This is a genomic window from Flavobacterium sp. EDS, assembly GCF_020991525.1.
Lineage (GTDB): Bacteria > Bacteroidota > Bacteroidia > Flavobacteriales > Flavobacteriaceae > Flavobacterium.
Window position 1 is genome coordinate 370,143 of record NZ_JAJMOZ010000003.1, and the last position, 25,446, is coordinate 395,588.

20 protein-coding genes and 1 tRNA gene are annotated in these 25,446 nt (G+C 32.0%); 19 read left to right on the forward strand and 2 right to left on the reverse strand.

What is annotated here, in order from left to right; translation table 11 throughout:
• Positions 1 to 139: 139 nt before the first annotated feature.
• The gene (aroB, locus tag LPB87_RS07030; protein ID WP_230605441.1) at positions 140 to 1,207 is read right to left on the reverse strand and encodes a 3-dehydroquinate synthase; all 1,068 of its coding nucleotides are present in this window, start codon (positions 1,205 to 1,207) and stop codon (positions 140 to 142) included.
• Positions 1,208 to 1,562: 355 nt separating this feature from the next.
• Between aroB and LPB87_RS07035 the strand changes: the two genes are divergently transcribed.
• Positions 1,563 to 2,732 (forward strand): proline dehydrogenase family protein, encoded by a 1,170-nt coding sequence (locus tag LPB87_RS07035; RefSeq protein ID WP_129538253.1) that lies wholly within the window; start codon positions 1,563 to 1,565, stop codon positions 2,730 to 2,732.
• An 84-nt stretch (positions 2,733 to 2,816) separates the two neighbouring features.
• Here LPB87_RS07035 and LPB87_RS07040 read toward each other — a convergent pair whose 3' ends face one another.
• A complete protein-coding gene (locus tag LPB87_RS07040; protein WP_230605442.1) occupies positions 2,817 to 4,604 on the reverse strand; it encodes an ABC transporter transmembrane domain-containing protein in 1,788 nt (595 codons plus the stop codon).
• A gap of 202 nt (positions 4,605 to 4,806) precedes the next feature.
• Here LPB87_RS07040 and LPB87_RS07045 point away from each other — a divergent pair.
• The 18 genes from LPB87_RS07045 (at position 4,807) to LPB87_RS07130 (ending at position 25,386) form a co-directional block, all read left to right on the forward strand.
• Positions 4,807 to 4,884, forward strand: a tRNA-Val gene (locus tag LPB87_RS07045).
• A gap of 175 nt (positions 4,885 to 5,059) precedes the next feature.
• Positions 5,060 to 6,223 (forward strand): hypothetical protein, encoded by a 1,164-nt coding sequence (locus LPB87_RS07050; RefSeq protein WP_230605443.1) that lies wholly within the window; start codon positions 5,060 to 5,062, stop codon positions 6,221 to 6,223.
• 459 nt (positions 6,224 to 6,682) lie between these two features.
• The gene (tssD, locus tag LPB87_RS07055) at positions 6,683 to 7,078 is read left to right on the forward strand and encodes a type VI secretion system tube protein TssD (protein WP_129538256.1); all 396 of its coding nucleotides are present in this window, start codon (positions 6,683 to 6,685) and stop codon (positions 7,076 to 7,078) included.
• A 214-nt stretch (positions 7,079 to 7,292) separates the two neighbouring features.
• On the forward strand, positions 7,293 to 9,158 hold the full coding sequence (locus LPB87_RS07060) for a phage baseplate assembly protein V (protein WP_230605444.1): 1,866 nt from the start codon (positions 7,293 to 7,295) through the stop codon (positions 9,156 to 9,158).
• A 2-nt stretch (positions 9,159 to 9,160) separates the two neighbouring features.
• A complete protein-coding gene (locus LPB87_RS07065) occupies positions 9,161 to 9,334 on the forward strand; it encodes a hypothetical protein (protein WP_164998657.1) in 174 nt (57 codons plus the stop codon).
• Entirely contained in the window at positions 9,318 to 10,784 is a 1,467-nt protein-coding gene (locus LPB87_RS07070; protein ID WP_129538258.1) for a DUF2235 domain-containing protein, read from the forward strand. The genes LPB87_RS07065 and LPB87_RS07070 overlap by 17 nt, the downstream gene beginning before the upstream one ends.
• On the forward strand, positions 10,777 to 11,916 hold the full coding sequence (locus LPB87_RS07075; protein ID WP_129538259.1) for a DUF2931 family protein: 1,140 nt from the start codon (positions 10,777 to 10,779) through the stop codon (positions 11,914 to 11,916). Before LPB87_RS07070 ends, LPB87_RS07075 begins: the two co-directional genes overlap by 8 nt.
• Before the next feature lie 62 nt (positions 11,917 to 11,978).
• On the forward strand, positions 11,979 to 13,061 hold the full coding sequence (locus LPB87_RS07080) for a DUF2931 family protein (protein ID WP_230605445.1): 1,083 nt from the start codon (positions 11,979 to 11,981) through the stop codon (positions 13,059 to 13,061).
• Between the two features lie 2 nt (positions 13,062 to 13,063).
• Positions 13,064 to 13,351 carry a hypothetical protein gene (locus LPB87_RS07085; protein ID WP_230605446.1) on the forward strand — a complete coding sequence of 96 codons (288 nt, stop codon included), beginning with the start codon at positions 13,064 to 13,066 and terminating at the stop codon, positions 13,349 to 13,351.
• 335 nt (positions 13,352 to 13,686) lie between these two features.
• The gene (locus LPB87_RS07090) at positions 13,687 to 13,989 is read left to right on the forward strand and encodes a hypothetical protein (protein WP_230605447.1); all 303 of its coding nucleotides are present in this window, start codon (positions 13,687 to 13,689) and stop codon (positions 13,987 to 13,989) included.
• A gap of 89 nt (positions 13,990 to 14,078) precedes the next feature.
• Positions 14,079 to 15,131, forward strand: coding sequence for a hypothetical protein (locus LPB87_RS07095; protein WP_230605448.1), 1,053 nt, complete (start codon positions 14,079 to 14,081; stop codon positions 15,129 to 15,131).
• 30 nt (positions 15,132 to 15,161) lie between these two features.
• Positions 15,162 to 15,650, forward strand: coding sequence for a DUF4280 domain-containing protein (locus LPB87_RS07100; RefSeq protein ID WP_230605449.1), 489 nt, complete (start codon positions 15,162 to 15,164; stop codon positions 15,648 to 15,650).
• A 10-nt stretch (positions 15,651 to 15,660) separates the two neighbouring features.
• Complete coding sequence (locus tag LPB87_RS07105; RefSeq protein WP_230605450.1) at positions 15,661 to 18,297, forward strand: hypothetical protein; 2,637 nt, start codon at positions 15,661 to 15,663, stop codon at positions 18,295 to 18,297.
• 3 nt (positions 18,298 to 18,300) lie between these two features.
• Positions 18,301 to 19,173, forward strand: coding sequence for a hypothetical protein (locus tag LPB87_RS07110; RefSeq protein WP_230605451.1), 873 nt, complete (start codon positions 18,301 to 18,303; stop codon positions 19,171 to 19,173).
• A 6-nt stretch (positions 19,174 to 19,179) separates the two neighbouring features.
• The gene (locus tag LPB87_RS07115) at positions 19,180 to 19,776 is read left to right on the forward strand and encodes a hypothetical protein (RefSeq protein WP_129538269.1); all 597 of its coding nucleotides are present in this window, start codon (positions 19,180 to 19,182) and stop codon (positions 19,774 to 19,776) included.
• 24 nt (positions 19,777 to 19,800) lie between these two features.
• Complete coding sequence (locus LPB87_RS07120) at positions 19,801 to 19,995, forward strand: hypothetical protein (protein ID WP_129538270.1); 195 nt, start codon at positions 19,801 to 19,803, stop codon at positions 19,993 to 19,995.
• A gap of 16 nt (positions 19,996 to 20,011) precedes the next feature.
• Positions 20,012 to 20,890, forward strand: coding sequence for a hypothetical protein (locus tag LPB87_RS07125; RefSeq protein WP_230605452.1), 879 nt, complete (start codon positions 20,012 to 20,014; stop codon positions 20,888 to 20,890).
• Between the two features lie 533 nt (positions 20,891 to 21,423).
• Complete coding sequence (locus LPB87_RS07130) at positions 21,424 to 25,386, forward strand: Dyp-type peroxidase (protein ID WP_230605453.1); 3,963 nt, start codon at positions 21,424 to 21,426, stop codon at positions 25,384 to 25,386.
• Positions 25,387 to 25,446: the final 60 nt, after the last annotated feature.

Below are 25,446 nucleotides of genomic sequence, written 5' to 3' on the forward strand. Positions count from 1 at the left end.
ACGGTTCAATATCCTCAAGAATGAGGCATTGGCGTGGTTTCTATATGAACCAAATTGTTTTTGTTTTTGACTTTTTTTCACGGTGCAAATGTAAAAAATATTATATACGTAAAGCAAAGCTTTTTTATTAAAAAATAAGTTAAGATTTGTAATCTTGAAAGGAGTTAAGAATCAATTCATTTTCAACGGATTGATTGATTTTGATTTTTCCGATTCCTTCAATCAACGCAAACTGAATTAATCCATATTCATTTTTCTTATCATGAATTAACAATTCTAAGATTGGCTCTATATCATTTTCTTCAATAATGACATCGTCATAAATTGATTTTATAGTCGATTTTATCTGAGAATATTCTTCTTTAGTAAGTAGGTTTTTGTGTAATGAGATATAACTTTCGAGAATCATACCAATAGCAATTGCTTCACCATGTAGTAATGTTTTCTTGTTCTCATTCTCTAAAAAATAACTTTCTATGGCATGTCCTAATGTATGTCCGAAATTTAAAGCCTTACGAATATGTTTTTCTGTAGGGTCTTGCATTACAATTTCGTTTTTAATTTCTACAGAACGGTATATTAATTCATCAAGATCTGCAAAATCGATAGTTTTTAAGTCTAAAAACTTTTCCCAATAAGTGGCATCGTAAATTAATCCGTGCTTTAGCATCTCTGCAAGGCCAGAGCGCATTTCGCTTTGTGATAAAGTTTCTAAGTATTGTGTATCAATTAATACCATTTTAGGAACATTGATAACACCAATCTGATTTTTAAGATTTCCTAAGTCAACACCATTTTTACCACCTACAGAAGCATCTACCATAGATAGTAAGGTAGTAGGGATGTGTATAAAATCGACTCCACGTTTAAATGTAGAAGCTACAAAACCACCTAAATCGGTAACAACACCACCGCCAAGGTTAATTATCAATGTTTTTCTGTCGGCACCAAGTTCAGTTAGTACTTTCCATATTTCGATACAAGTTTCAATGTTTTTATTGATTTCCCCTGATTCAAACTCGATAATCTCTATAGTAAGGTCGGTTTCTAATAAAGGTAGAAATTTAGGTAAGCAATGCTCATTTGTATCTGTATCTACAACGATGAATAAATTAGAATACTTATTTTCGTTTAAATGATTATTTAATGCTTTGTATGCATTTTCATTAAAATGAATAGGGTAATTATTGGCGTGAATTGATTGCATGTTGTTTGTAGTTAATTGAAAGCGCAAAAATAAGTTATTTTAAACTAAAATATATTCAAACTCGCTCTCTAATTTGTTTAAATTATTCTATTTGTAAATAGTTTGTGTTATTTAAATGTTTCTACAGGATACTTCTATCTGATGTAGAATATTAGGGAAAATTGAAATAGAACTAACTATGTAAATAATTATTTTAACAATGTTAATTGCTTGTTGTTCTATTATATATATGTCGCGATAGCGTTTAATCTTGTTTATTAGTTGTTTTAAGTGGTAAATGATGTGAAATAATGAATTTTTAACAAAAAAAGTATTCAAACTCTCTCTATATTTGCATAAAAAAAAATCCCTAATAATGGAAAAAATATTTAATAATACACAAGTTGCATTTTCGTTAAAAAGTGATACAGAACTTGAGAGAGCTTATTTTCTTTTTAAAATGATTGCCAATCAACCATTAGTTCGTATTGGAACAGCCGTTACAAACTTTGCTTTAAAAGCAAATTTACCTGTAGAGAAATTAATTCGCGCCACAGTTTTTGATCATTTTTGTGGAGGAGTAAATGAAGATGACTGTATTACTGTTGTTGACAAAATGTACACTAAAGGTGTTTGTTCAGTATTAGATTATTCAGTTGAGGGAAAAGAAGAAGAGGAGCAATTTGATGCTGCTTTAAAAATGACTTTAAAAACAATTGAGTTTGCTAAAGAACGAGAAGCAATTCCGTTTGCGGTTTTCAAGCCAACTGGTTTAGGTCGTTTTGAATTGTATGAAAAATTAGGTGAGAAACAAACTTTAAGCCCTGCTGAACAAACAGAGTGGAATAGAGTAGTAGAGCGTTTTGATATTGTATGTAAGGAAGCGCATAAAAATGATGTTGCTTTACTTATTGACGGTGAAGAAAGTTGGATGCAAGATGCTGCCGATGATTTAGTTACTGAAATGATGCGTAAATACAATAAAGAGAAAGCAATTGTATTTAATACATTACAGATGTATCGTTGGGATCGTTTGGATTATTTGAAAAAATTACATGAACAAGCTAAAGCTGAAGGTTTCTTTATAGGAATGAAATTGGTTCGTGGTGCTTATATGGAAAAAGAAAATAAAAGAGCTGAAGAGAAAAAATATGTTTCTCCAATCTGTGTTTCTAAAGAAGCTACCGATATTAATTATGATGCGGCAGTTTTATATATGTTAGAGCATTTAGATACAATGTCTATTTTTGCAGGAACACACAACGAAAATAGTTCTTATACTTTGATGCAATTAATGCAAGATAGAGGGATTAAAAATAACGACCACAGAATTTGCTTCGGTCAGTTATATGGTATGAGTGACAATATTAGTTATAATCTGGCTGAAAATGGATATAATGTTGCTAAGTACCTTCCGTTTGGACCTGTAAAAGATGTTATGCCATACCTTATCCGTCGAGCAGAAGAAAACACTTCGGTTGCCGGACAAACAAATAGAGAGTTAGAACTTTTAAAAACAGAGCGTAAGAGAAGAAAAGAGAAGTAGTTTTTAGTCTCAGTCTCAGTTAATATAAAAAACTCCAATCAATTTTTTTGATTGGAGTTTTTTTATGAATTTTAATTTTAAAATCTAAGAGTTACTAAACTGTAGATTACTTAAATTTTTATAGGTTCCGTTTTCTAGCGCTATTAATTCTTGGTGAGTTCCTTGTTCCGAAATTACTCCGTTGTCAAGAACTAGAATTTGATCGGCGCTACGAATGGTTGATAAACGGTGTGCGATGATTATACTTGTTCTTCCTTGCATCAAAATTTCTAATGCTTCTTGAACTAATTTTTCGCTTTCACTATCCAATGATGATGTTGCTTCATCAAGAATCAAAATGCTTGGGTTTTTAAGTAATGCACGTGCTATAGCTATGCGCTGACGTTGTCCACCAGAAAGTTTAATTCCTCTTTCTCCAACCAGCGTATCGAATTTTTCAGGGAATCCTTCAATAAAGTTAAACGCATTGGCTTGTTTGGCTGCTAATAAAATTTCTTCTTCAGTCGCATCTGGTTTTCCATAGGCGATATTTTCTCTAATAGTTCCTCCAAACAAAATTACATCTTGAGGAACAATACTCATGTTTCCTCTTAGGTTTTCTAAATCATAATCGTAAATGTTTTTTCCGTCAACAATGATTTCTCCTGCATCAATATCATAAAAACGTAATAATAAAGAAGAGATTGTTGATTTTCCAGCTCCACTTGGCCCCACGATTGCAATCTTCTGTCCGAATTTTGCAGTGAAATTAACATCTTTTAGGACCATAATTTCTTTTCTTGACGGATAGCTGAATTGTACGTTCTTGAACGTTACATTTCCTTGTATTTTTTCGATAGCCGTTGAATTTTGGTTCGAGTTTATTTTCTCTGGTTGCTCATCTAATAATTCAAAAACACGTTCGGTTGCACCAATTGCTTTTTGAATTTGTGCATACAATTCGGCGATTCCACCAAACGAAGCTCCAACAAAAGTAGAGTAGAGTACAAACGAAATTAATTGACCTACGCTCATTTCGCCCGCAATACTTAATCGTACTCCATACCAAACTACGGCTACGATAGCTCCAAACAAACAGAATATAATAAATGAAGCAAAGTAGCCACGGTATTTACCTCCTTTGATTGCTAGTTTTACTACTTCTTTGATTTTTCCGTTATAACGTGCGATCTCGTACCATTCATTAGCAAAAGCTTTTACGATGCTAATTCCTTGCATTGTTTCTTCAACAATTACCTGACTTTCGGCAACTTGGTCTTGTACTTTTTTTGAATATTTACGAATGAAACGACCAAAAATAACTGCTGCAACTGCCACAAGCGGAACGACAGATAGCATTAATAAGGTTAGTTTTAAACTTTCGGTAGCCAATAAAATAACTCCTCCTATAATTAGTATAAACTGACGTAAGAATTCTGCAATTGTCGATGTTAAGGTATCTTGTATCTGAGTAATGTCGGCACTGATACGGCTATTTAATTCTCCTACACGTTTTTGTGAAAAGAATGACATTGGTAATTTTACCAAATTACTGTAAAGTGCCGAACGTAGATTTGCTAGCGTATTTTCGGTGAAATTTACAAATAATGATAGTCTGAAGAAAGAACAGATAGACTGTAAAAAAAGAATAACAACCAGTCCGAGTGCGATCATATTGGCCTCGGAGTTGTCTTTGTTCTTAACACAATCTATTAACATTCCCATTAATTTAGGGAAAGCTAATGCCGTTGCTCCTGTAAAAAGTAAAAAAACCAATCCAACATAAAATTTCCATTGGTGGTTTCCTGCGTATTTAAATATTATTGTTGCTTTATTGAGTGAAGTAGCGGTTATTTTTGATTTAGGTAAATCATTTTCTTTGAATCTTGCCATTGTATAATATATATAAGTACAAATGTATGACTATAGCGAGTTATTACAAAAGAATTATACCATTTCGTGATGTAATTAAAGTGTTGTAAAAGAGATGTGTAAAAAAAACTTTAAATTTATTTAAAAAAAAGGCTTGTAATTATGAATTCTAGCTGTATATTTGCACACGCAATCAGGATATGATAGCAACCTAAGTAAAATAGGGCGATTAGCTCAGCTGGTTCAGAGCACCTCGTTTACACCGAGGGGGTCGGGGGTTCGAACCCCTCATCGCCCACCAAGAAACTCCTTAAGAAATTAAGGAGTTTTTTTATGTCTTTTTTTGAAATAATTTTTGGCATAAGTAGATAATTTTAGGATAATCCACAAAATAGTAAGTAAATCTTATCGTTATCAGAATTATATACAAGTTTGTAGTAATTTTATCTCCGAAAGCTTAAAATTGAACAAAAAACATGAAAAAAAATATTTATTATTTGATTATTAGTGCTCTTTTGGTGTTATTGTTTTTAGATAGATGTACGCCCCATAATATATCAACAAATGATTTTTTTAAGCCAAAATGGTATAAAAATTTTAAAAGCCTAATAGAAAAACCGCAATCTGAAAATTATGAAATTTTACCAGTGAATGGCACTTTTCCAATATTGTATGATAGCATTAATAATGATTATTACGTTTCTAATAATAAAGGATTAACAAAATATAATTATTTAGGAAATATTATTATATCAGATGATTTAGCAAAAGAAAAATATACATCTGTTTTTGATTTTGCAAATTTTATACCGTATGTATTTGCTGAAAATGGAGTGTATGATTTTTCAGGAAAGAAGCTGGTATATACTAAATTTTCGCAAATACTAAATTTTAAAAATGAAATTAAAGACAGCGATTTTAAAATACTTTTTGAGAAATATTACAAAGATGCTGAAATGGTAGTTTATGACACCAATAGGAATTTTGATTATCTAGCCGAAAATTATCCAATGTATTTTAAAATTAAAAACTATTGGATTTTATTATTCTCACAAAAAGGAGATTATAGGTTTACGCATTCAGGAAGTAATAAATTGGAAAATGATACTATTGGTCAGATTGATTTTTTAAATTTTCCCGCAAAATTTGCCGATAAAAGGTTAATTGTTTTAAAAAACCAAAAAACCGGAATTTATTCAACCAAACAGATTGGCGAAAAAATAGATGATGATTATCTAAAAATGTATTATACACAACTGTTAAAGGAGCAAAAGTTGGATTACCAAACTTCAAATTCAATCGAATTGCTTTCTCGCAAAAAAGATGAGTATTATTTTACTGGAGGTTTCTTTGATTTTCCAGATTGGGTTTTTCCATCGTTTATTAATACAGCCTACTTTCAAGTTGCTTATAACAACGAAAGTTTGTTTTTCAAAGAGAAAGCAATAAAATATTTTAAAGACTCCAAATGTAAAAATGATTTATATTTATATGAATTACCCAAGCATTTGAGAACAAAATCAAAAGTGGCTTTTTTGCATTATGATATCAATATTGGTGGCTATATGAACGATAGCACAGGTATCGTTGAGCCTATCATAAAAAATGGAGGATTGTATATTTTGAAACAAAAAAACTAACGCTAACAGTCCTATTAGGTGTTCGATTGTAATCACTGGTGCTATACTAAGAAACTCCTTAATTTCTTAAGGAGTTTTTTTATGCCTTTTTTTGAAATATTTTTTTGCACTTAAAGGGGATCAAGTGCAAAAGTTGGGATTATCTAAAAATATTGGATAATCTAAATACGGGTAATTTAGATTTATAATCTTACTTTTTTGTTATATTAGTTTTAATTTTTTTATGAAAAATAGTACAAAATAATTTGTTTGTTTCATTTGTAGTCATATATTTACATTAATATTGATTACGAATCACTCTTATCTTCCTACCAAAGAAGTAAATCAAAAAAGTACTTTTAAGTATAAAAAAGAGGTATTCTAAGATCAGTTTAGGCTACCTCTTTTTCTGTTTATACTAGTCAGACAGTAGAGAGAGGTTTCTAAAAAATAATTTTTAACAATTTAACAATTTATATTATGGCATTTAAAGCAATTTTAGAATTCGAGGGAAACGATTATCAAGTATTATTCTCAAAAGTAGAGATGATAAGACATACTGATGGTAAAGGTGCAGTTTCATCTGAAATTAAAGGAGGAAGATTAAATTTAAAAGTAAAATCTACAGATAATACTACTGTTATTGAGCAGGCAGTAAACAGTCAGCACAAACCAGTAAGTGGGAAAGTGAAATTTTTCAAAGCCGATTCTGAGCAAGTAATGAAAGAACTTTCTTTTGAGAATGCTTTTATTGTTTTCTTTAGTGAGCAATTAGATGCTTTGGCTGAAACTCCAATGGTAACTGAGATTACTTTTTCTGCAGAAAAAATTACATTAGGTAATGCTACATTAGATAACAATTGGGCTAAAATTTAATTTCTCAATTGACAAGAAGCGGTAATGCATCGCTTCTTGTTTCTTTCATTATACAATTTCTTCAAAAACATTGAATAAGTATCACTTCTATTTTCAGAACATGATATTTTTAGCTTAAAATTGAATTCTCCATAAGAACTTTAGAAACAAGAGCTTAAGACTATAATCTATTTAAGTTAAAATTTTAAAAATCAAACTTATAATTAAACATATTATGGTCATTTCTAAAATTACATTTGGTATTGATAGAAAAGAAATTTCACATTTCACTACTATCGAGCTGCATCAAACGATTAATAACCACCATCATTTTACAATTAGTGTTCCGCATTCTGTGGTCGAAAAACCAAGAGCATACACTATAGAGAGTGCTCAGAATTGGCTGGGAAAAGTGGTGCATATTGCCTTTGAAAATAATAATAACTTTTTAGGAATAGTGACCAATGTTCAATATGCCCAAGAACTAGGACATGTGGGTAGCCAAATTATTATTTCTGGTTATTCTAAAACGATACTTCTTGAATCAGGAGCAAAACTCAATTCTTGGGAAGACACCAATTTGCATGATATTATTGAGGAAGTAATACAAACAACAGCAGGTGAACAATTACAAAACAACATTAAACCTGAGCTCGGTAGTAATTTAGGCTATCAAACCCAATATCTTGAAACCGATTTTCAATTCATACAACGCTTGGCCAAACAATACAACGAATGGCTGTATTATGATGGAGAAAAACTATTTTTTGGCAAACCAAATGTTAGTATGGATTTTACAAAATTGATTTATAACAAAGATCTTTATAACCTAAATATTTCTGTTCAGGCAATTCCTAATCAATTTGAAGCATTTACCTATAACGAAGATATCAATAAACTGTATCAAGCTAAGACTAGAGACGAAATAGAAGGGTTTCCAAAGTTGGGCACTGATGCTATAACAGCTTCTCAAAAACTATATGCTACATCTTCATTAGAATATGGCAGAATAGCCACTGGAGACGATATGTATTTGCAAACCATACTGCAAAACCGTCAGCAAAGTGCCGCAGCAGAATCTAATTTTATAACCGCCACTAGTCGAAACAGAAGTTTACGAATAGGCATGAGTATAAGCATAGATGCCATGCAGGTAAAAGACAAATTAACGGCATTTACCAGCGGACAAGACATTAATAAAATCAACTACGAAACCAACGAAGTAGGGATTTATATCATCACCGAAATAACACATAAAGCTAGCGACATAGGTGAGTATGAAAATACTTTTAAAGCCTTGCCTGCCAAAATACGCAAGTTACCAGAGCCAAACATCAGCTTTCCTATAGCTCAAATGCAACAAGCAGAAGTAGTAGCCAATGATGATCCAAAAGGGCAGGGCAGAATACGTGTAAAGATGCTATGGCAAGCCACCAAACAACAACGTACACCATGGTTACGAGTAATGACACCCGATGCAGGAACCAGTGGTGAAGTCACCACCAATCGAGGAATGGTTTTTATTCCCGAAGTAGGAGATAATGTGATGCTTGGTTTTCGCTACAATGACCCCAACAGACCATTTGTAATAGGAAGTTTGTTTAATGGGAAAATTGGTGCTGGCGGTCAAGCAGACAATAATATTAAAAGTATTTATACCAGAACCGGAAGTACCATAACCTTTGATGAGGGTGCAAGTAGCATATTAGTAAAAGACCCATCAGGCAATACTTGGTTTATGGATGGGAAAGGAAATATTAATGTTACTGCCCCAAAGAATATTACAATGCAGGCAGGAGAAGATTTTATTGTCAACGCAGGTAAAAATGTAAAAATTGATGCAGGAGAAAATATGGATTGTGACGCAGGTAAAAATATTTCGCAAACGGCGGGTAACGATTTAACCCAAACAGCAAATGGTGATATTACTGAAAGTTCCGATAATAGAAAAGAAATGGTTGATAAAGATTTTATGTGTCAGGCAAAAATCTCTAATGTGGTAGCTTCTAGTGTTACTATTTTCAGCAATAAAGAAAATTTAACCCTGAAAAGTGGTAAGACGGTTGAAGTTAATAGTGCAGAAAAATCTAAAATGTTTTAATTATGGCAATCTATAAAATTTGTAAAAACAGAAAAGTGACGGTTAATAATGAATATACTTTAATAGTAGGTGGTACATTAACAAAAATCGCAAACCAATCTAATATTGAAGCTACAACAGAGAACCTTACTTTAATTTCGAATAAAAAGATAACGGCAGATGGCAACAAACATTAGTTTCGGCTATTACACGCCACCAGATAAAACGGAAAACACGATAAAGCAAATTACCTTAGCAGTACTATTTGATGGTACCTTAAACAACCAGCGTAATACTTACATTAGGAAAGAAAAAGAAAAAAAGGAAAAAGGAGATTTATATGATAAAGAGGCGGTAAAAGATGATCCTTGGGGGGTAGACAAAGACAGTTATGACAATGATTATTCGAATGTTGCCAGAATGCAGGAATTTTATCTTATAGGAAAGGATAAAGCATTATATGTTGAAGGCATAGGCACTCTGGATGGAGATACTGATACTGTTGCGGGGTATCTTACAGGAACAGGCGAAACAGGCATAAGAGCAAAAGTGCGTATTGGCTGCAAAAAAGTTTTTGACGAGGTATCTAAAGTTAAGAGTCCAAAAGTAAATTTAGTTTTAGATGTCTTTGGTTTTAGCCGTGGCGCAGCAGCGGCAAGAGCTTTTATTAATGAAATCACCAAAGAGTGGTACTCTGCTAGTAAGGTGTGGAATGCAGAGCAAAAAAAATACGACTACTATGATCTGGATTTAAAGCAAGTCGAGAAAGAACAGTTGCCCAAACGAGGTCATTTGGGCTTGTTATTCGAGACAAATAAAATTGAAATCAATGTCTTGGAAATTAGATTTGTAGGGTTATATGACACTGTTTCGTCCTATGGTGTTAATTTTAATGACGATACGAAAGCTAAAGGTGATGTTAAGGAAATTAATTTGAGAGCAATAAGTAATCGTGCTGTCAAAAATGTGGTACAAATAGCAGCTGGTCATGAATGGCGCAAAAACTTTAACCTTACCAATATTAATAGTGCCACAACTAGAGGCTTTCAATACACATTACCTGGCTGTCACTGTGATATAGGAGGGGCTTATGAAAATGGAAATTATGAGCAGAAGCATTTGGTTAAAATGGATAAAGAAGGCATAGCTACACTAATAAAATACGGGGTCGCAAGTAAACAATTTGAATATTTTAAAGAAAAACACAAAAAAGAGTTGGTAGAGAGTGGCTGGTATAAACCTGATCAGTTAAAATATATAATGATTACAGACAATCATAACATTATATACAAAGGGACTCGCTATATAGATCAGAGATACAGTTTTCTTTCCTTACACTTTATGTGTGGGTTTGCTAAAGAAAAAGAGGCAGGATTTGATATGGACGGTATAAATAGAAAATTTAGAATACCTGAAAAAGCTGGAGATAAAGAACACATTTTGAGTTATGTAAAAAAGAAACTAGAAGCGTACATCCAGGCTGTAAAAGATACTGAAGATTACACACGTTTGCCCATATCTTATCAAAATTATCTTGATTTTGCCAATGAAAAAATACTCATTAACACCAACCTGCATTGGTCGGCCACAGAAAAAACGGGTCATGAACCAAGAGCGAATAATATAAGAACAGTAATAGATGGATAATCCTAGAAAACAATTAATCAATATTATACTCTTAAGTATTTTGAGTATAAACCTAACTTCTTGCCAATATTTTACCATGAAAGAATATAAATATGATGCTTATGCCAGTTGCGATAAACAATACCAAATTACTGTTTATTCCAGCTCTTTTCACACCCCCAATGGCTTTTTACCACTTGTAGGGCCTACTGGTACATTAGGAGGTCCTTGGGGCTCAGGTGGTAATGATGCAGTAGGGGATGGATTTAATGAAGTGCCGAAAGATTTGAGAATTCATTTTTATTCAGAAACTGAAGATAAATTTTATGAGAGCACTTTTGATTTGCCGTCCGAAGAAATAGAAAAGATGCTACAAGAAGAAAGTACAGACCCATCTAATCAAGGTAAAACCTTTGATGACGAACAATCCGGCAGAAAATTAAAATACATGAAGTATGACCAGATCATTGCAGGCGTTTCTTTAGGAGGGGAAGTTACCGTTTGGATGGCAGGCATGAGAGAGCAAAAATTAATAGCGACCTATTATGCAAAAGAAGTAACAAATGTAAAATGGAAGAATATATCTGAATACGGTACTCGTGAAGAAAATATGCAAGACAACATGAATAAAATATTTTCAGAAAAAGTAAAACAAGAAATAAAAAGCAACACATTGCCCTATACATTATGGCAAACTTATAAAGAAAAATACAATTGGTCCTTTAAACTCATAGGTACCAATGGAGAGCAATTAAATGAGATTTATTTTAGAATGATCAATGCGGAAGAAGAAAGTGTCTATAGCAACAATCCCTTATTAAATAGTGATCCTCCTCAGTCTAGGGCTATTCCTTATAATTTAGAGCCAAGATGGCAAGATGCATCTGGACAAAAATATGTTGCTGATGTTATGTTAAGAGAAGACATTATATATTATCTAAATAGATATCATTCTGAAATAATTAAGGATAAAAACCCACAAGATTTTCAAGAAGAAGAAATATTTAAAGCATTCAATAGTTTGGATAAAAGCAAACCCATCGAAATCTTATTTAAAGTTAACGGTTCTAATAAAGAATGTAATGTAATCATAAAACAAGAAAGTAAAGAAATCCCATTAACCAAAATAATTGTCAGGGTTTTTGAGGATTAATTGTGGAGTTTATTTACTCAACTATGGAATTTTAGGCAAAAGAAGAAAAAAGCACCCAGCTCATGAAAAAAACAATGCTTTTATTGCTTTTAGCAATAACAATAAATTCATGTATGGAAAAAAAGTATGAGTGGTCAGCAGATATTTCTGCACCAAGAGAATATCCTGTAGAAGTGTACACAGGAGCAGCAGGAGGTTATTTTTTTAGCCAAATGGGAGGATTTAGCAACACTGGTTGGGGAGGCGGAGGCAGTGTAGATTTTATAAAAGCGCCCTTGCCTGATAAGCTCGATATGACATGGTTATCGTATGTTGATGATAAATTTTATGCAGGCGAATGGAAACTCCCTATCGAAAAAATACAACAGCTATTTGATGAGGGTTTTTATGCTAAAAGAGGACAAGAAGTAGTAACAGAACCTTATAAACATATAAAAATTGGATTTGCTCCAAAAGGAATGGTAGTAGTTTGGGTTGCTGGAATTGGAAGACAAGTTGAAGTAGCTCGATTTCAGGCTCATGAAACCATTATAGACCCGAAACTTATTAGCAAAGATGAGAAGTATATGTTTGAAAAGGATTATACTAAAGATATGTTGACTTACGATGGTACTATATCTAAAGATGTTCGAGAACAAATTAAGGAATATGGTTACCCACCACCAGAGGTTTATGAGGAGTATCGTGAAAAACACAACTGGAAACCAAAAGTTATTTTACCCGAAGGCAGTAAAATAACTTCTATGTATATTAAAATGTGTAATGGAGAAATGGAAGACCCGTATGATAGACCAATAGAACTAAAAAATAGAGCAATTCCTTTTTCTTTTCAAATTTTCTGGTCAATAGGAAGCGGGAAACAAGAACAGCGATTTGTATCAAGAATAGCTTTTACAAACGATAAAGAATATTGGGCAAAATATCTTGAAGGTGGAAAGAATGAAATTCCGGTAGATTTTGATAAAAATCAAATTAGAAAATTGTTTAAAGAAGATCTTGATAAAAATAAGGCTACGGAAATGATTATAAAAATTGATCCTAATGTTGAGATAAAATCAGAGCGAGTTACTGATTTATATTTAGAACAAGATGGAAAACGATATGAGATAAAAGAAAAGGCAACACGAACAGGTAAATATGAATAGTTATGAGCGTTATATTTGGACATTATACTCCTCCTAAAAAAGAAGATGAAGTTACGGAACTGACCATTGGTATTTTTTTCGATGGTACTAATAATAATAAAAACAACACCAATGCCAAAGAATATTATGATAAAAGGGCTAGAGGTGAAAAATTAACACCTGAAGAAACCATTTCTGCAGAGGCATATCGAAAAAATGGGCAAGACAAAACCAGTAGCAGTTATTATAATGCCTGGTCTAATGTTGCACGGCTTCATGATGCTTATCCTAAAAAAAACAGCTGTATATAGATTTTCGAAAATATGTGGAAGCACAAAAATTAAGACAAAGACCCTACGCTAAAATTTTATTTTTAGAGCTATTGTAGTAGCTAATTTGCCTAGTTATAAAATTTTAAGCCAGTGTTTTAATAAGAAGATAAAAAAATAGTAAGAAAATGATTTACTGGACATACTAACTTAGCTACTACAACATATTTGGGCAATATACTTAGTGAGGAAGTTGTTTTTGTATTCAGAATGTTTGGGCAAATCCGAAATGAGTTTTGATTTAATCCTAAACCTCTTGTCGCAAAAGAACTCCGTTAGTGATAATTTTATGAATAGTATAAATGAAGTCGTCAAAAATGAAACGAGATTTAAAGAAACACATTTTATTTAGAATTGTATTTGGACTTATTCCAATTGGAATTCTTGCTAATTTATTTTTTTTACATAAAAAACAAAGTGGGAATAGTGGAATTGGAATAAATGTGCCTCTCTTTTTTGCATTTACTTTATTGATACTATTTGGAGTTTTTCTATTGTTTGAAATGGTTAAATTATTTTATAATTCCAAAATAAAACACGCAATTTCTAATGTTGGAATAATATTACTTATTACAGTTTTATATATTATAGAACTATACTTAAACCATTTATTAAATTAATAAAAATTTAGAAATCATATGTTGGAGTGAGCGGTATCGCTCATGAACATAAAAATTACGACAATAAGAAGCCACAAATACAATAAAAAATGAAATTAATCTATCTTACAAAATATCCTATACGAGAAGGTGACACCCTAGAGAGTGTTGCTGAAAAATTAAAAATTCAGACAGAATACTTAAAAGAGGTACACAATGCTAAGGCTGGATTCTGGGATAAAATAAGAAGAAATAGGTTTCCTAAACACTTGACTGAAATTTATGTTTATTCAGATGTATTACAAGGTCAATCGCCCGAAAAATTGGTGCAAAGAGAAACAGGACGCAATCTGTTTCCTGTTAGGTTTTATGCCCCAAAAAACTATGGTTATACTTTTGAAAATTATGAGGGAGATCTTCTAAAAAGCAAGATTCATTATGAGGTAGATGTCGTTTATAAAAAAAATGATTTTAATTTTAAAATAATAGAAATAAATCGCAGACAAGTTTATATAAATCAAAAAATGCCTGACGTTGCAATAGAACAGCTTTTAGATAAAATTGCCCAAAATATCTTCCCTATTGCATTGGAAATTAGTAATACGGGAGAAATAAAAGGAATTGTAAACCATAGCGAAATCAAAAAACGCTGGATCGCTAATAAAGAAGAACTAACACATTATTATAAAAAAGAACAGTCGGATACTATTATAAAAAAAGCAGATCAGTACTTTAATAACGAAAAAGTATTGCTGAAAATGCTGTCAAAAAATTGGTTTTTCAATCTGTTTTTTAAACCTATATATGGTAATTATCCTGAAAAAAAAGAAATTCAATATACGGCAAAAGTACCCTTCTTGTCTAAGAGATTACTAGAATATGAAATAACACAAACTCTGAAAAAAAATTATACTAAGAGTGGTAAGTTGATTATCAATCACATTGGTAAGGTTTTGGAAAACAGGACTATTAATGAAGTTTTGCAAAATAAAACGGTATTAGAAAAAGACCGCCCTAACATTCAAATTATACAATCTGAGGGAAATGTACAATATAAACTTAACAGTTCTGATAATAGCATATTTTCTATAATAGGAACTTTTAGTACCAAAATGAACAACGAAAAAATCAACAAGATTCAGGTAGAAATATATCAACAATAAATTTTATTTGAATCTATAAAATAAAAAATTATGGCAGAAAAACACGTAGTTGTTCATGGAGCTACTTGTCAATGTAAGTTCAGCGAAGCTCCTCAAACAGATGTTTTACAGGTTAAAACGCACTCCAAGCATTTTGGAAACGACAAAGATGGGGCCAAAAAACTCATTGCTACTACCAAAGAAATCGGGCAGACCCTAGAGGCAAATACCTTTGGTAAATGCAAAAAACAACCGACAGCTTTTGGTTACAAGCCTTGCCAAGCTGTAATTACAGAATGGAGCAGTTTTTATGAAGAAGTAGTTCTCTCGAACAAAGGAAAAATCTTGCTTGAAGACAGTAAAGCTTCATGTCCCATAGGAGGACCAGATTGTATAAGCATAAAAAATCACGGGCAAGTTGCTGAACTAAATAAACAAAATATAAAAAATACTAGTCCTGAAGTTGCAACCGAATTATTTCCTGGCTTTGATTTAGATGATTCAGAGAATGATATTTTAAAAATACCTAATGATTTATAATACAAATTAGATGGAAAAGCAAGTACACATCATACCACAAAAGGTCGAAGAAGGACAAAAATATGATCCCAGACTAAATAGTTTAGTACTAAAAAAGGCAGGATCTTTTACTATAACAATAAAGGAAATAGAGGACTTAAAAAAACAAAAGCCCATAGCACCTAAAGCCATAACCGAATTATCTAAGGAAGAATATAATAAGCTAAACAAAACCGGAAGATGGAATTATGATGTTGATGTACACCAATATAATATTGACGTTAAAAAATACAGTGAAAAACTAAAGTTGTATAACGAACGTTTAAAAAAATTTGACGACTTAAACTGGACTTGGCAATTAGTTTATAATGGGGTAGATCCCAATAAAATAACGCCTAATGTTGCTTTTAAAAAAGGTATTCATGAGCGTATCTCATTTCCTAAATTATTAGAAGGAGGAGGTATTGCGTGGCTCGAAGCCTGGCATGAAGAAGAAAAGCCAAAAGGAATAGCTCCCTTCGGGATGTATGTGCAAGCAGAAGGGGTCTCTGGGATTGTTCGTACTGAATGGACTGATTTAAGATACAATACTATTAATGAAAGTACAACAGTAGCTTTAGGATCTAAGGCTATATTACATATTTATACTACTGGACTTTATGGTCAGGAAGTCGAGGTACATTTGGTAGATAGGAATATATTTACTCCTAATGATAAACTAAGCATATCTGGGGAAGATTTTTTTACTCGTGAGGTGAAGGTTCATAAACTAAAACCTAACGATAGTAACAAAAAAGGCACATCAGGTGTTTTAACAATAGATAACACCCAAATAAATTATGCTCAAAAAATAGAACTAGAGGTAGTACTTGATAGTGCTTGGATAAAAACAGCTGGAGAAAATCTAAAAATATTTCCTACCGTAAAATCTATAAAAACAGGAGTTTTTTTTACTGATTTTGGCAGGAGCTATCTACAAGTGAGTACAGATAAAAAAAGCATAGTACTTGATGAGCTGCCAATTCCTGCTACCAATATGCCCTTGATTGTAGGGAATGTTGAGACTAATGTAGCGTATTTTGATCATTGTAAGTATACTGCTATTGAATTAGAATATGAAAAAGGGGCAAAAACAGCAACTGTAGAAATATTTAAAGCAAACCCTAGCGTACTTTATAATCCCAATATTGAGGTAGGATTAATCTTAGGGTCTGAGCCTAAAAAATTCTCAATCAAAGTAGATAAGGATAGTAATACCGATGAATGTAGATATGTAGATAAACCCAAAGATCATGGAAAAAATATTTTTACTTTCGATAAGTTAGAATTGCCTAAAAACATAAGTATTACCAAGCACGAGCCTAAAAGTATCGAAGGGACAGCTTATTTTGAGTTTGATCTTGTCGATTTACCCAAGTATTTTTGGTTATCTGAAAATAATTCTAAGGCGATATCCAAATTACCTATCACTGCAGCTACTTGTAGGCACAAACACAATATTTTATTAAAAGTGGTGCCTGAAATAGAATGGACAATTAATTTCATGTATAACACACCAGACCCTATCTGGTACGGACAATCTGAACCTACCTATGATATCTATGGTACAGAAAAAACTGCTGTAAGAGATAATACCACCATTGGTGATATTAGAGATAAAGGAGATCGAGTTGCATTGGCTGATTTAAAGAGAGAAGAGGATATAGACAATAAAAATGCAAGAGATGGAAAGAAAAAAATAACTACGAATGCCAATAGACATTTTGGAGATGCTAAATCAAACTTTGGACTATCTGTAAGAGCAGTTTATGACGGTGGTAAAAGCCAAGAATTGAGTTTTAAATTTGCCGAAGAGTACCGCAAAACATTGTCTATTATAAAATCTATTTATGATCTGGTCGATAAAATAGCTGGAGCAAAAGAAGCAAGAAAAGCATCTGAAACTTTACCACCCTCTTTGGCAGGAAGAAGAAATATGATGAGTCTTTCTCTTTTACCTCCTGCGCCCTCTGTAGGAGTAGGTTGGAAATACAATACGCTAAATAATCAATTGGGTATAGAATTAGCAGCGAGAGCCAAAATAGTACCATTTATAGGAGGAGAGCTAAAGATTGATGTACTGGCTCTGGCTGATAAAATACCATTGTTTGGCAAGTTAATAACAGTACTGGATTTAGCAACCTGGTTGGCAGAAAAAATATCGAGGGATGCCTTAAGCATAAATTATAGAATAGACCTTACTTTTTATGCTAATCTCGCACTAGAAGAAGCTTTTATAAAATACAATACCACCAAAGCAAAAGGGGAAAGATTGGACGCTGACCTAAAAATTTCTGGAACTTTAGGAGGGAAATTGGAAATATCTACGGAAGTGAAATTTAAAATAAAAAAAGAGATAATTGTTGAACCTGAGATGACTTTCGAAGCAGGGATTAAAGGGGATTGTTATTTTAAAATAACAGCAAGTCCAAATGCCGATTATGATAACATGATAGATTGGACTACCAAATTTTCGGGTTTAATTATTACAGGATATGTTAAACTATCTTATAAAAGTAAAAGAAGTAAAGATAAGTCTAAAGTATTGAACCCTTTGACATTGATTCCGAGTTACACTGGAACTCCGATCAGTATGAAATTCGGAGAAGGAAAGGAAAATAATTATTAGAAAATGAAAACAATAATTTTAATATTCTTGTTTATAGTTAGTACAGGAAGTTGTCAAGAGAAAAAAGAAAATAATGCAAAAAATAAGGTAACAATGAAGAAAACTCCAATAATATATGGTATTGATTATGATATTCAAAACCACTTCCAGATTTTAGTAAATGATGATCTTGTAGCCCAAAATTTTGAAGATATAAAATCAAGTGCTTTTTTACCTATTAATGAATATTTACTTTCAAATAAAAAAGCTATTTTAAAAGTAAAGTTATATAAATCTGCAAAAAAACAATATATTACTAAAGAGTTGTATAAAAATTTTAGTTTAAAAATAATGTTTTGTAAAAATAATTTATTTGAAGGTTTTAGTCTTTTGCAAGAAATAAGTATTCCTAAAGAAATAAAAGAAGAAAGTTATATTGAATATACATATTTCTTGAATGTAGATTTTGATAAACTTAACCCTATTTTGGGTTGGTATTCGTCTAAAAATTTAGCTGAAAATGAAAGTAATTTATTAAAAGAAGTTCAAGGATATTATATAAAAGTATTTAATATTTTGAATTCTGGATCTTATAACGATTATTATAAAATTATTAAAAAAAGAGAAGAAGAAGTTTTGTTAGCCTATTTTGATGCTCCTGAAATTTTACAAGAACAGGACGATGAAAAAGAGAAAGTACAACAAGCAAAAGGATTAATGAATTCTATTGACTTTAGTAAATATTCATTGAAATTTTATGGAGATGGAAGATTAATTACTTTAGAGGATAAAAATGGAGATTCTCCTCTTTATTACGAAGATAAGGATTATAAAAGGATTTTTGGAATACTACTCCATCGTCCAAAATCAGGATCACCATTAGAAGTTATTAGATAAAAAGTGATGATATTAAGGTGCTTATATGATAATTTTGTATCTACTTTATTTAATGGTTATTTATTATATCAGTATTTACATTTATGGTTTAGTATAAACCCAGACCCCATAATCGTAGAAACTTTAGCTGTTTTAATTTGTTTTGAATTTATCATGGTTCATTCAGCAGTTTTTATGGCTGTTTTTCAGAAAAAGCTTTCAATATTGTTTTTTGTAATAGCATATGCACTTTTCACCTATGAGTTTAATAAAATGCTTCCCTTGCAAGATAACAAGATAATGATTGCTTATTTTACTGTTGTTCTTCATAGAATGCGTTTTGCATTTTATAATATAAGCAAAAAACAGCAAGATAAATTATTAGGATTTTCGGGATTGGCAGCTATAATATATATATTATCGATTGGTTTTTGCATTGTATTTTCAAATTATCTACCGAAATTAATTTACACAAATGCATTTTTGAATGAAAATAATTTTCATCACAATGGTTTTGATCTTTCAAAAGATTCTACTCTTATAGCAACAGGTAGTATTTATTATTCGTTATTAATTTTTTCTATTTTGTATAATGCATATTTGGAAAAATATCATGGTAATTAATTAGGGCACTGAAAAGTCCTTCAAATGAGTAAAATAAAAAAAGAGCAAAATATAATGTTTTCACCCTTTTTTAACTGTTATAAACTCTCTGTAATTACTTCAAAAAGATCAAAAAGTGATAATGAAGAAAAAAGAATGGATCCTCTTACACTAATTCCAAGTTATACAGGTACACCAATTAGTATGAAATTTGGAGAAGGACAAGAACATAAATATTGATATAATTAAAAAGAATATGAATAAATTGATTTTAATTGGCTTGCTTGTATTTAATATAGCAAGTTGTCAGAATAAAGAAAATACTAATACTATAATTAAAAAAAGCAATATAATGAATGATCAACCCATATATACTCTTAAAATATCTGTAGCAAATCCTTATGAAACGTATGTAAATGACATGCCTGTTGAAAAAGATTATGAAAAAGGAAGTACTAATACGGAGATTCCAGTAAATGATTTTATTTTGAAGAGTGGTGTACAATTTGTAAAAATAGTTCTGCTACCAGAAAAAGGAAAATCAGAAGTAGACAAATCAGGAATAGATTATGTAAATGTTAAAATTTATCAATATCCTCATGGTTTGTCAAATATGTCTTCTGAAGATAAGGTATTAATAAAAGAATTTAATTTAAGTGAGTTTAGAGAATCTCCTGTTATTTCCAAAGAAATACAATTTGAAGCTCGAGTTCATTATGAAGTAAAGGGATGGTCTGAATCTGCTGATTTATCTAAAGAGAATTTGAATGTTTTAAAAGACGAAGTATTAGATAAGTATTCAGAAATTAAACAAACATTGAATGAAGGAGATACCCTAGGTTTGTCAAAAAAATATCAGAAAAGAAATGAAGAAATTTATACCTCTTTATATAATGATATTACATCTATTACAGAGGACAAAAAGTGGATGCATGAAAGGATCCTAAAAAGTAAAGGAAAGATGATTCCGTTTGAAAACTTAAAAGTTGTTTTCTATGCTAAAGGAAAAATTGTTTCATTAGAAAACTTGAATCATGAATCTCCTTTAATTGCAAACATTGACGATAAGGAAGAAGTTTATAATATACTTCTCCATCGTCCAAAATCAGGATCATCATTAGAAGTTATTAGATAAAAAGTGATGATATTAAGGTGCTTATATGATAATTTTGTATCTACTTTATTTAATGGTTTAGTATAAACCCAGACCCCATAATCGTAGAAACTTTAGCTGTTTTAATTTGTTTTATTTGCTGTGCAACCAGTAATGCCAGAAGGAAACGACGGAGAAAGTGCTTTAAATTATTTATTCTATTTACTAAAGGGGAAAACTAAACTAGGAATTTTTTTAAGATAAAAAAAAAGGAAAATTACAGAAGAAGAGATGTTTTTTGGGTTTAATATATTCAAGCAGTGTTAACTACACTAATTACTGTATTTATTTTTCTGAAGCTCCATTACGGACAATCAATTATTTTTTTAAGAGAGACTTTTTTAAGATCTCTTTTTTTTGTTTTGATAATTTCAATGCCAATAGTTTTTAATTGTTTTTGAATAAAAGACTAATATTTTTAATTTAATGATTTGTAAAACAAGTATTTGTACTTGTTTTAGAATCTTTAGATACTTTTATATTTGATGTCTTAACCTACTAACCTATTATTGATTATGGAAGCATTAAATTTTGAAGATCGTTTTAAAGAAGTGTGGAAACACTGTCAGAGAGGATTGGTTTATCCGTCTCCTTTTGCTATTTTTTCTACTTTCTGGATGAAAGAACCTTTTACTAGTTCAGAATTAGCCCTTTTGATGGCATCTTTGCGTTTAAAGATTAACACAGATAAAGCGCTTAGTAATAAAAACACATCGGTTATTTTGGGAGTGTCTTTTGAAAACTGGGAAAGGATTTGCAAAGAGGAAGGAAAAACTATTCCTAAAGGGATGAAATTAAATTATCCTAAGAAATCCAATCCCAACCAATCTAGGGCTTTTAAGGAATCTAATGGTGTTTTTAATGATTCAGAAGCAGATATTTGGTTTCATATTAAAAGTGATAATGAGGATGCTTGTAAAATAGTGTTAAACCTTATTTTGACTTATTTAAAATCGAATACGGAAAGATATTATGCACAGCCAGCAGCTTCAAAATCAAGTAACGAAGACGGACATGCTGGAAAAGTGTTAGGATGTCGTTTCTCCGAAAACTTAAATAATCCTTCTGATCCAGTAACCATTGCCAAACATACTATAATTGGTTGTGAAGATATTGAGCATCTTGGTGGATCATTTGTATTGGCTCAACGTTTTTTAATCAATTGGAATCAAATTAATGCTATGACTGAAGATCAAATTGAAGATTTGATTGGAAGAAAAACAGATGATACTATTATTCCTGATCGCGATTCTCGTTCGCATATTAAATCGGCTAGAATACAGGATGAAAACGGAAATACAACACCAATACTTCGTTTAGGACTGCCTTTTGGGAGAGCTAAACAATCGAATACAGGTTTTAGAGCACCAAAATCTGTAACAGTTTCTGATGAAGAAGGAATTTATTTTGCTGGTTTTTGTAAAGAGATTGGTATCCTCGAAAACATTATGAGAAATCAGATTGGTTCTGATAAAGGTTTTATGAATGATCGGTTGTTTAATAATTTAAAATCTGATTTGGGAGGTTTTTTTTATATACCAAGTGTAGATGATTTGGAGTTGGATACTTTGAAGAATTATTCAAATGATTTCTCTTTTATGGAAGATGGTGATTGGTCACGATTTCCTGGTGTAGATTGGACTCGATTGGATAGACATTATAAAAATGCTTCTGAAAACGGTTTGATGTATTACAGTCATCAGAATTATCTTTTTACAATGGCAACAGGCATTCATAAAGACAATGATTTTTTTACCAAACCATCTAAAAGGATTTTAAGTTTACTAGAAAACATATTTTCTTTATGGCAGGACAATTGGTACTTTAATAGAAAACAGGAAGAAATCAAGGAAGATATTCAATATTATATCGACCAATATAAAGGGCAAGACAAACCTTCTGAAATTATGAAGGAATCTATCATGGTTAGAAAAGGTTGGGCGATTCGTTTGAGTCTGCAACTTTTTAGTTCTGCGGATTATGGTTTTAGAGGTAGAAGAATAAGATTGAAAAACGGTTCGTTGGTTCCTTATTCTTCTTATTTAGAAAATAAAGGAGAAATTATTTATGGTTCTGATACTTTTAGAATTTCTCCAGAAGAGATTATCGTGGGTGCAATGCCCAATCTAACATTGGGTGAAGGGCGCTATGTGATGAAATACTTATCAGAAGCGGAGCGTCTTGAAGGGTTTTTAGGTAATCTCAGTGAAGCTTCGGGAGTAGGGCACGTAATTCCTAATTTTGAAAAAGCCTTAACAAAAGGTTTAAAGGGTTTAAAGGAAGAAATCCTTGATTATGAATCTAAAGCAGTAACGCAGGAGAAAAAAGATTTGTATCGATCTGCTTATTTGTCTTTGGAAGGGATTTCTGAATATTTCCTCAACTATGCCAAATTAGCTCGAGATACAGCTGCTAAAATGAGTATAGGACAACAATGGGAAAAAGAAAATCTGGATTCTATTGCATATCGAATGACAAAATTAGCTACAGAAAAGCCAGATAGTTTAATTGAAGCTACTCAGTTAATTTTTACACTTCACAGTTGTCTTCATTTAAATGGAGAGCCAACTGCAATAGGTAGAATGGATCAATTGCTGCAACCTTTTTACGATAGTGATATTATCTCTGACGCTATCTCTGAGGATGAAGCGCAGGAAATCATAGATGCTTTTTATATCAAGCTAGATGAAAAAGTACAGCAGAACCGAATCTTTATGGAAGATCATCAACCTTTTGGTAATCTCGCCATGGGAGGAAGTTCAGGGCCTTATCCTCAAGGAGCTTCTTTGGGACAATGGATTCAACAAATTACAGTAGGAGGAACAATTGCAGATGGTGAAACTGATTTTGAGTCTACAAGACCTGCCTACAACTTTATGACTAAATTATTTATTCGTTCCTCAGGTCGTTTGCCACTAAACGCACCCTGTTTGTCTCTTAGAACCCGAAAAGATATACCTGAAGAACTTCTGGTTGAAGCCGCGCATGCTGTACTTTCTGGAGGTGCACATCCTATTTTGTTAAACGATGAAAAGATTATAAAGGGATTGTATCACAGTGGTGACAATATTGGTGGGTCATTGAGTCAGGAAACTAAGAGTTGGAATCCGTCTGTTAGTATGAAATCTGCACAAAATTATGCTTGTGATGGTTGTTACGAGCCTCAATTTCCAGGTGAAAATTGGTTTTCATTAGGTGGTTTTTCGACCTTGCAACCCTTAGAATGCGCTTTAAATCAAGGAAGAACTTATTCTTCGGCAGGAGAGACTTATCTTTTTGGGCAAACTGTTTCTCTTAATTCGAAGCCAGCCGATCAGATTAAAAGTTTTGATGAGCTTGTAAGGATATATTTTCAACACTTCGAATTATTGAACCGAAAAGCATTCGATGGGCAATTGAGAGGTTATGGTAACAACACTAAATTTTGTCCGTCTCCAATCTTAAATGTTCTTATGGATGATTGCTTAGCCAAAGGGCAGGATTTTTATAGTGGCGGGGCAAAATATAACATTTATGGGCCTTGTTACATTTCATTGAGCTCTACAATCAATTCGCTATATGCCATAAAAAAAATGGTGTTTGATGATAAAAATGCCGTAACAACATTAACAGAATTATTGGAATGTTTGTGTTGCGATTGGGGACATAAAATGACTGAACCATTTATTAGTAACTTGGCAGGCGAATCTAGAATTGCATCTCGTTCTGAGCGCTTCAAACAGCTTAGAGACTTTGCTTTAGCATTACCTCGTTATGGTAGAGGTCATAAGGAGATTGACGCTTTAGGAGATACTATTGTTGAGAATGTTGCCAAAATTTCGATGCAAACTTTTACAGAACCATGGTCACAATTATATGCAACCTTAAAAGATATGACTTCTCGCTTTGGTTCAGAAGAGTTCCCTTTTGGAATTCAAATTCAACCTGGTGTAGGAACATTTGAAAACCATGTTGAAATGGGAGCTTGGAATGGGGCCAGTGCTGATGGAAGACGATTAGGTACAACTGTAGCTTCTGATTTGAGTGCGATGCCTAGTCCTTCAGATTTACCCATTGAACATCAATATGCTGGTTTTGAGGAATCACTTGCAGGTTTTGAAGGCGTAGGAAGTGAAATGATGACTGATGGGGCACCTACAGATTTTAATATTGATGAAAATTTCCCTGTAGAAAAACTCATTAAGGTAATGAAACAATTCAGCCAAGGACAGTCTTCTAATATACTGACTGTTACTGTCGCCAATCCAACAACTTTTAGTGAGGCGGTAAATTCGCCAGAACAGTTTGATTTATTGCGTGTACGTACTGGTGGTTGGACAAACTTCTTCACTTCGGTTTTTCCAGTTGTACAAGAACAACATCAAAGAAGACCTGTATCTACTCCAGTGAATATTCATAAGGAAAAGAAGGCTATGTCAGGATGTCCTTTCCATCATAAAAAGGAACAAGCTGAAGTTGTTGAGGAAGAAGAAGAATAACTTTAGCCATACAATAGCGAATTGCTTTATAGATAAAGTTTGATTCAAACTTCATGTTAA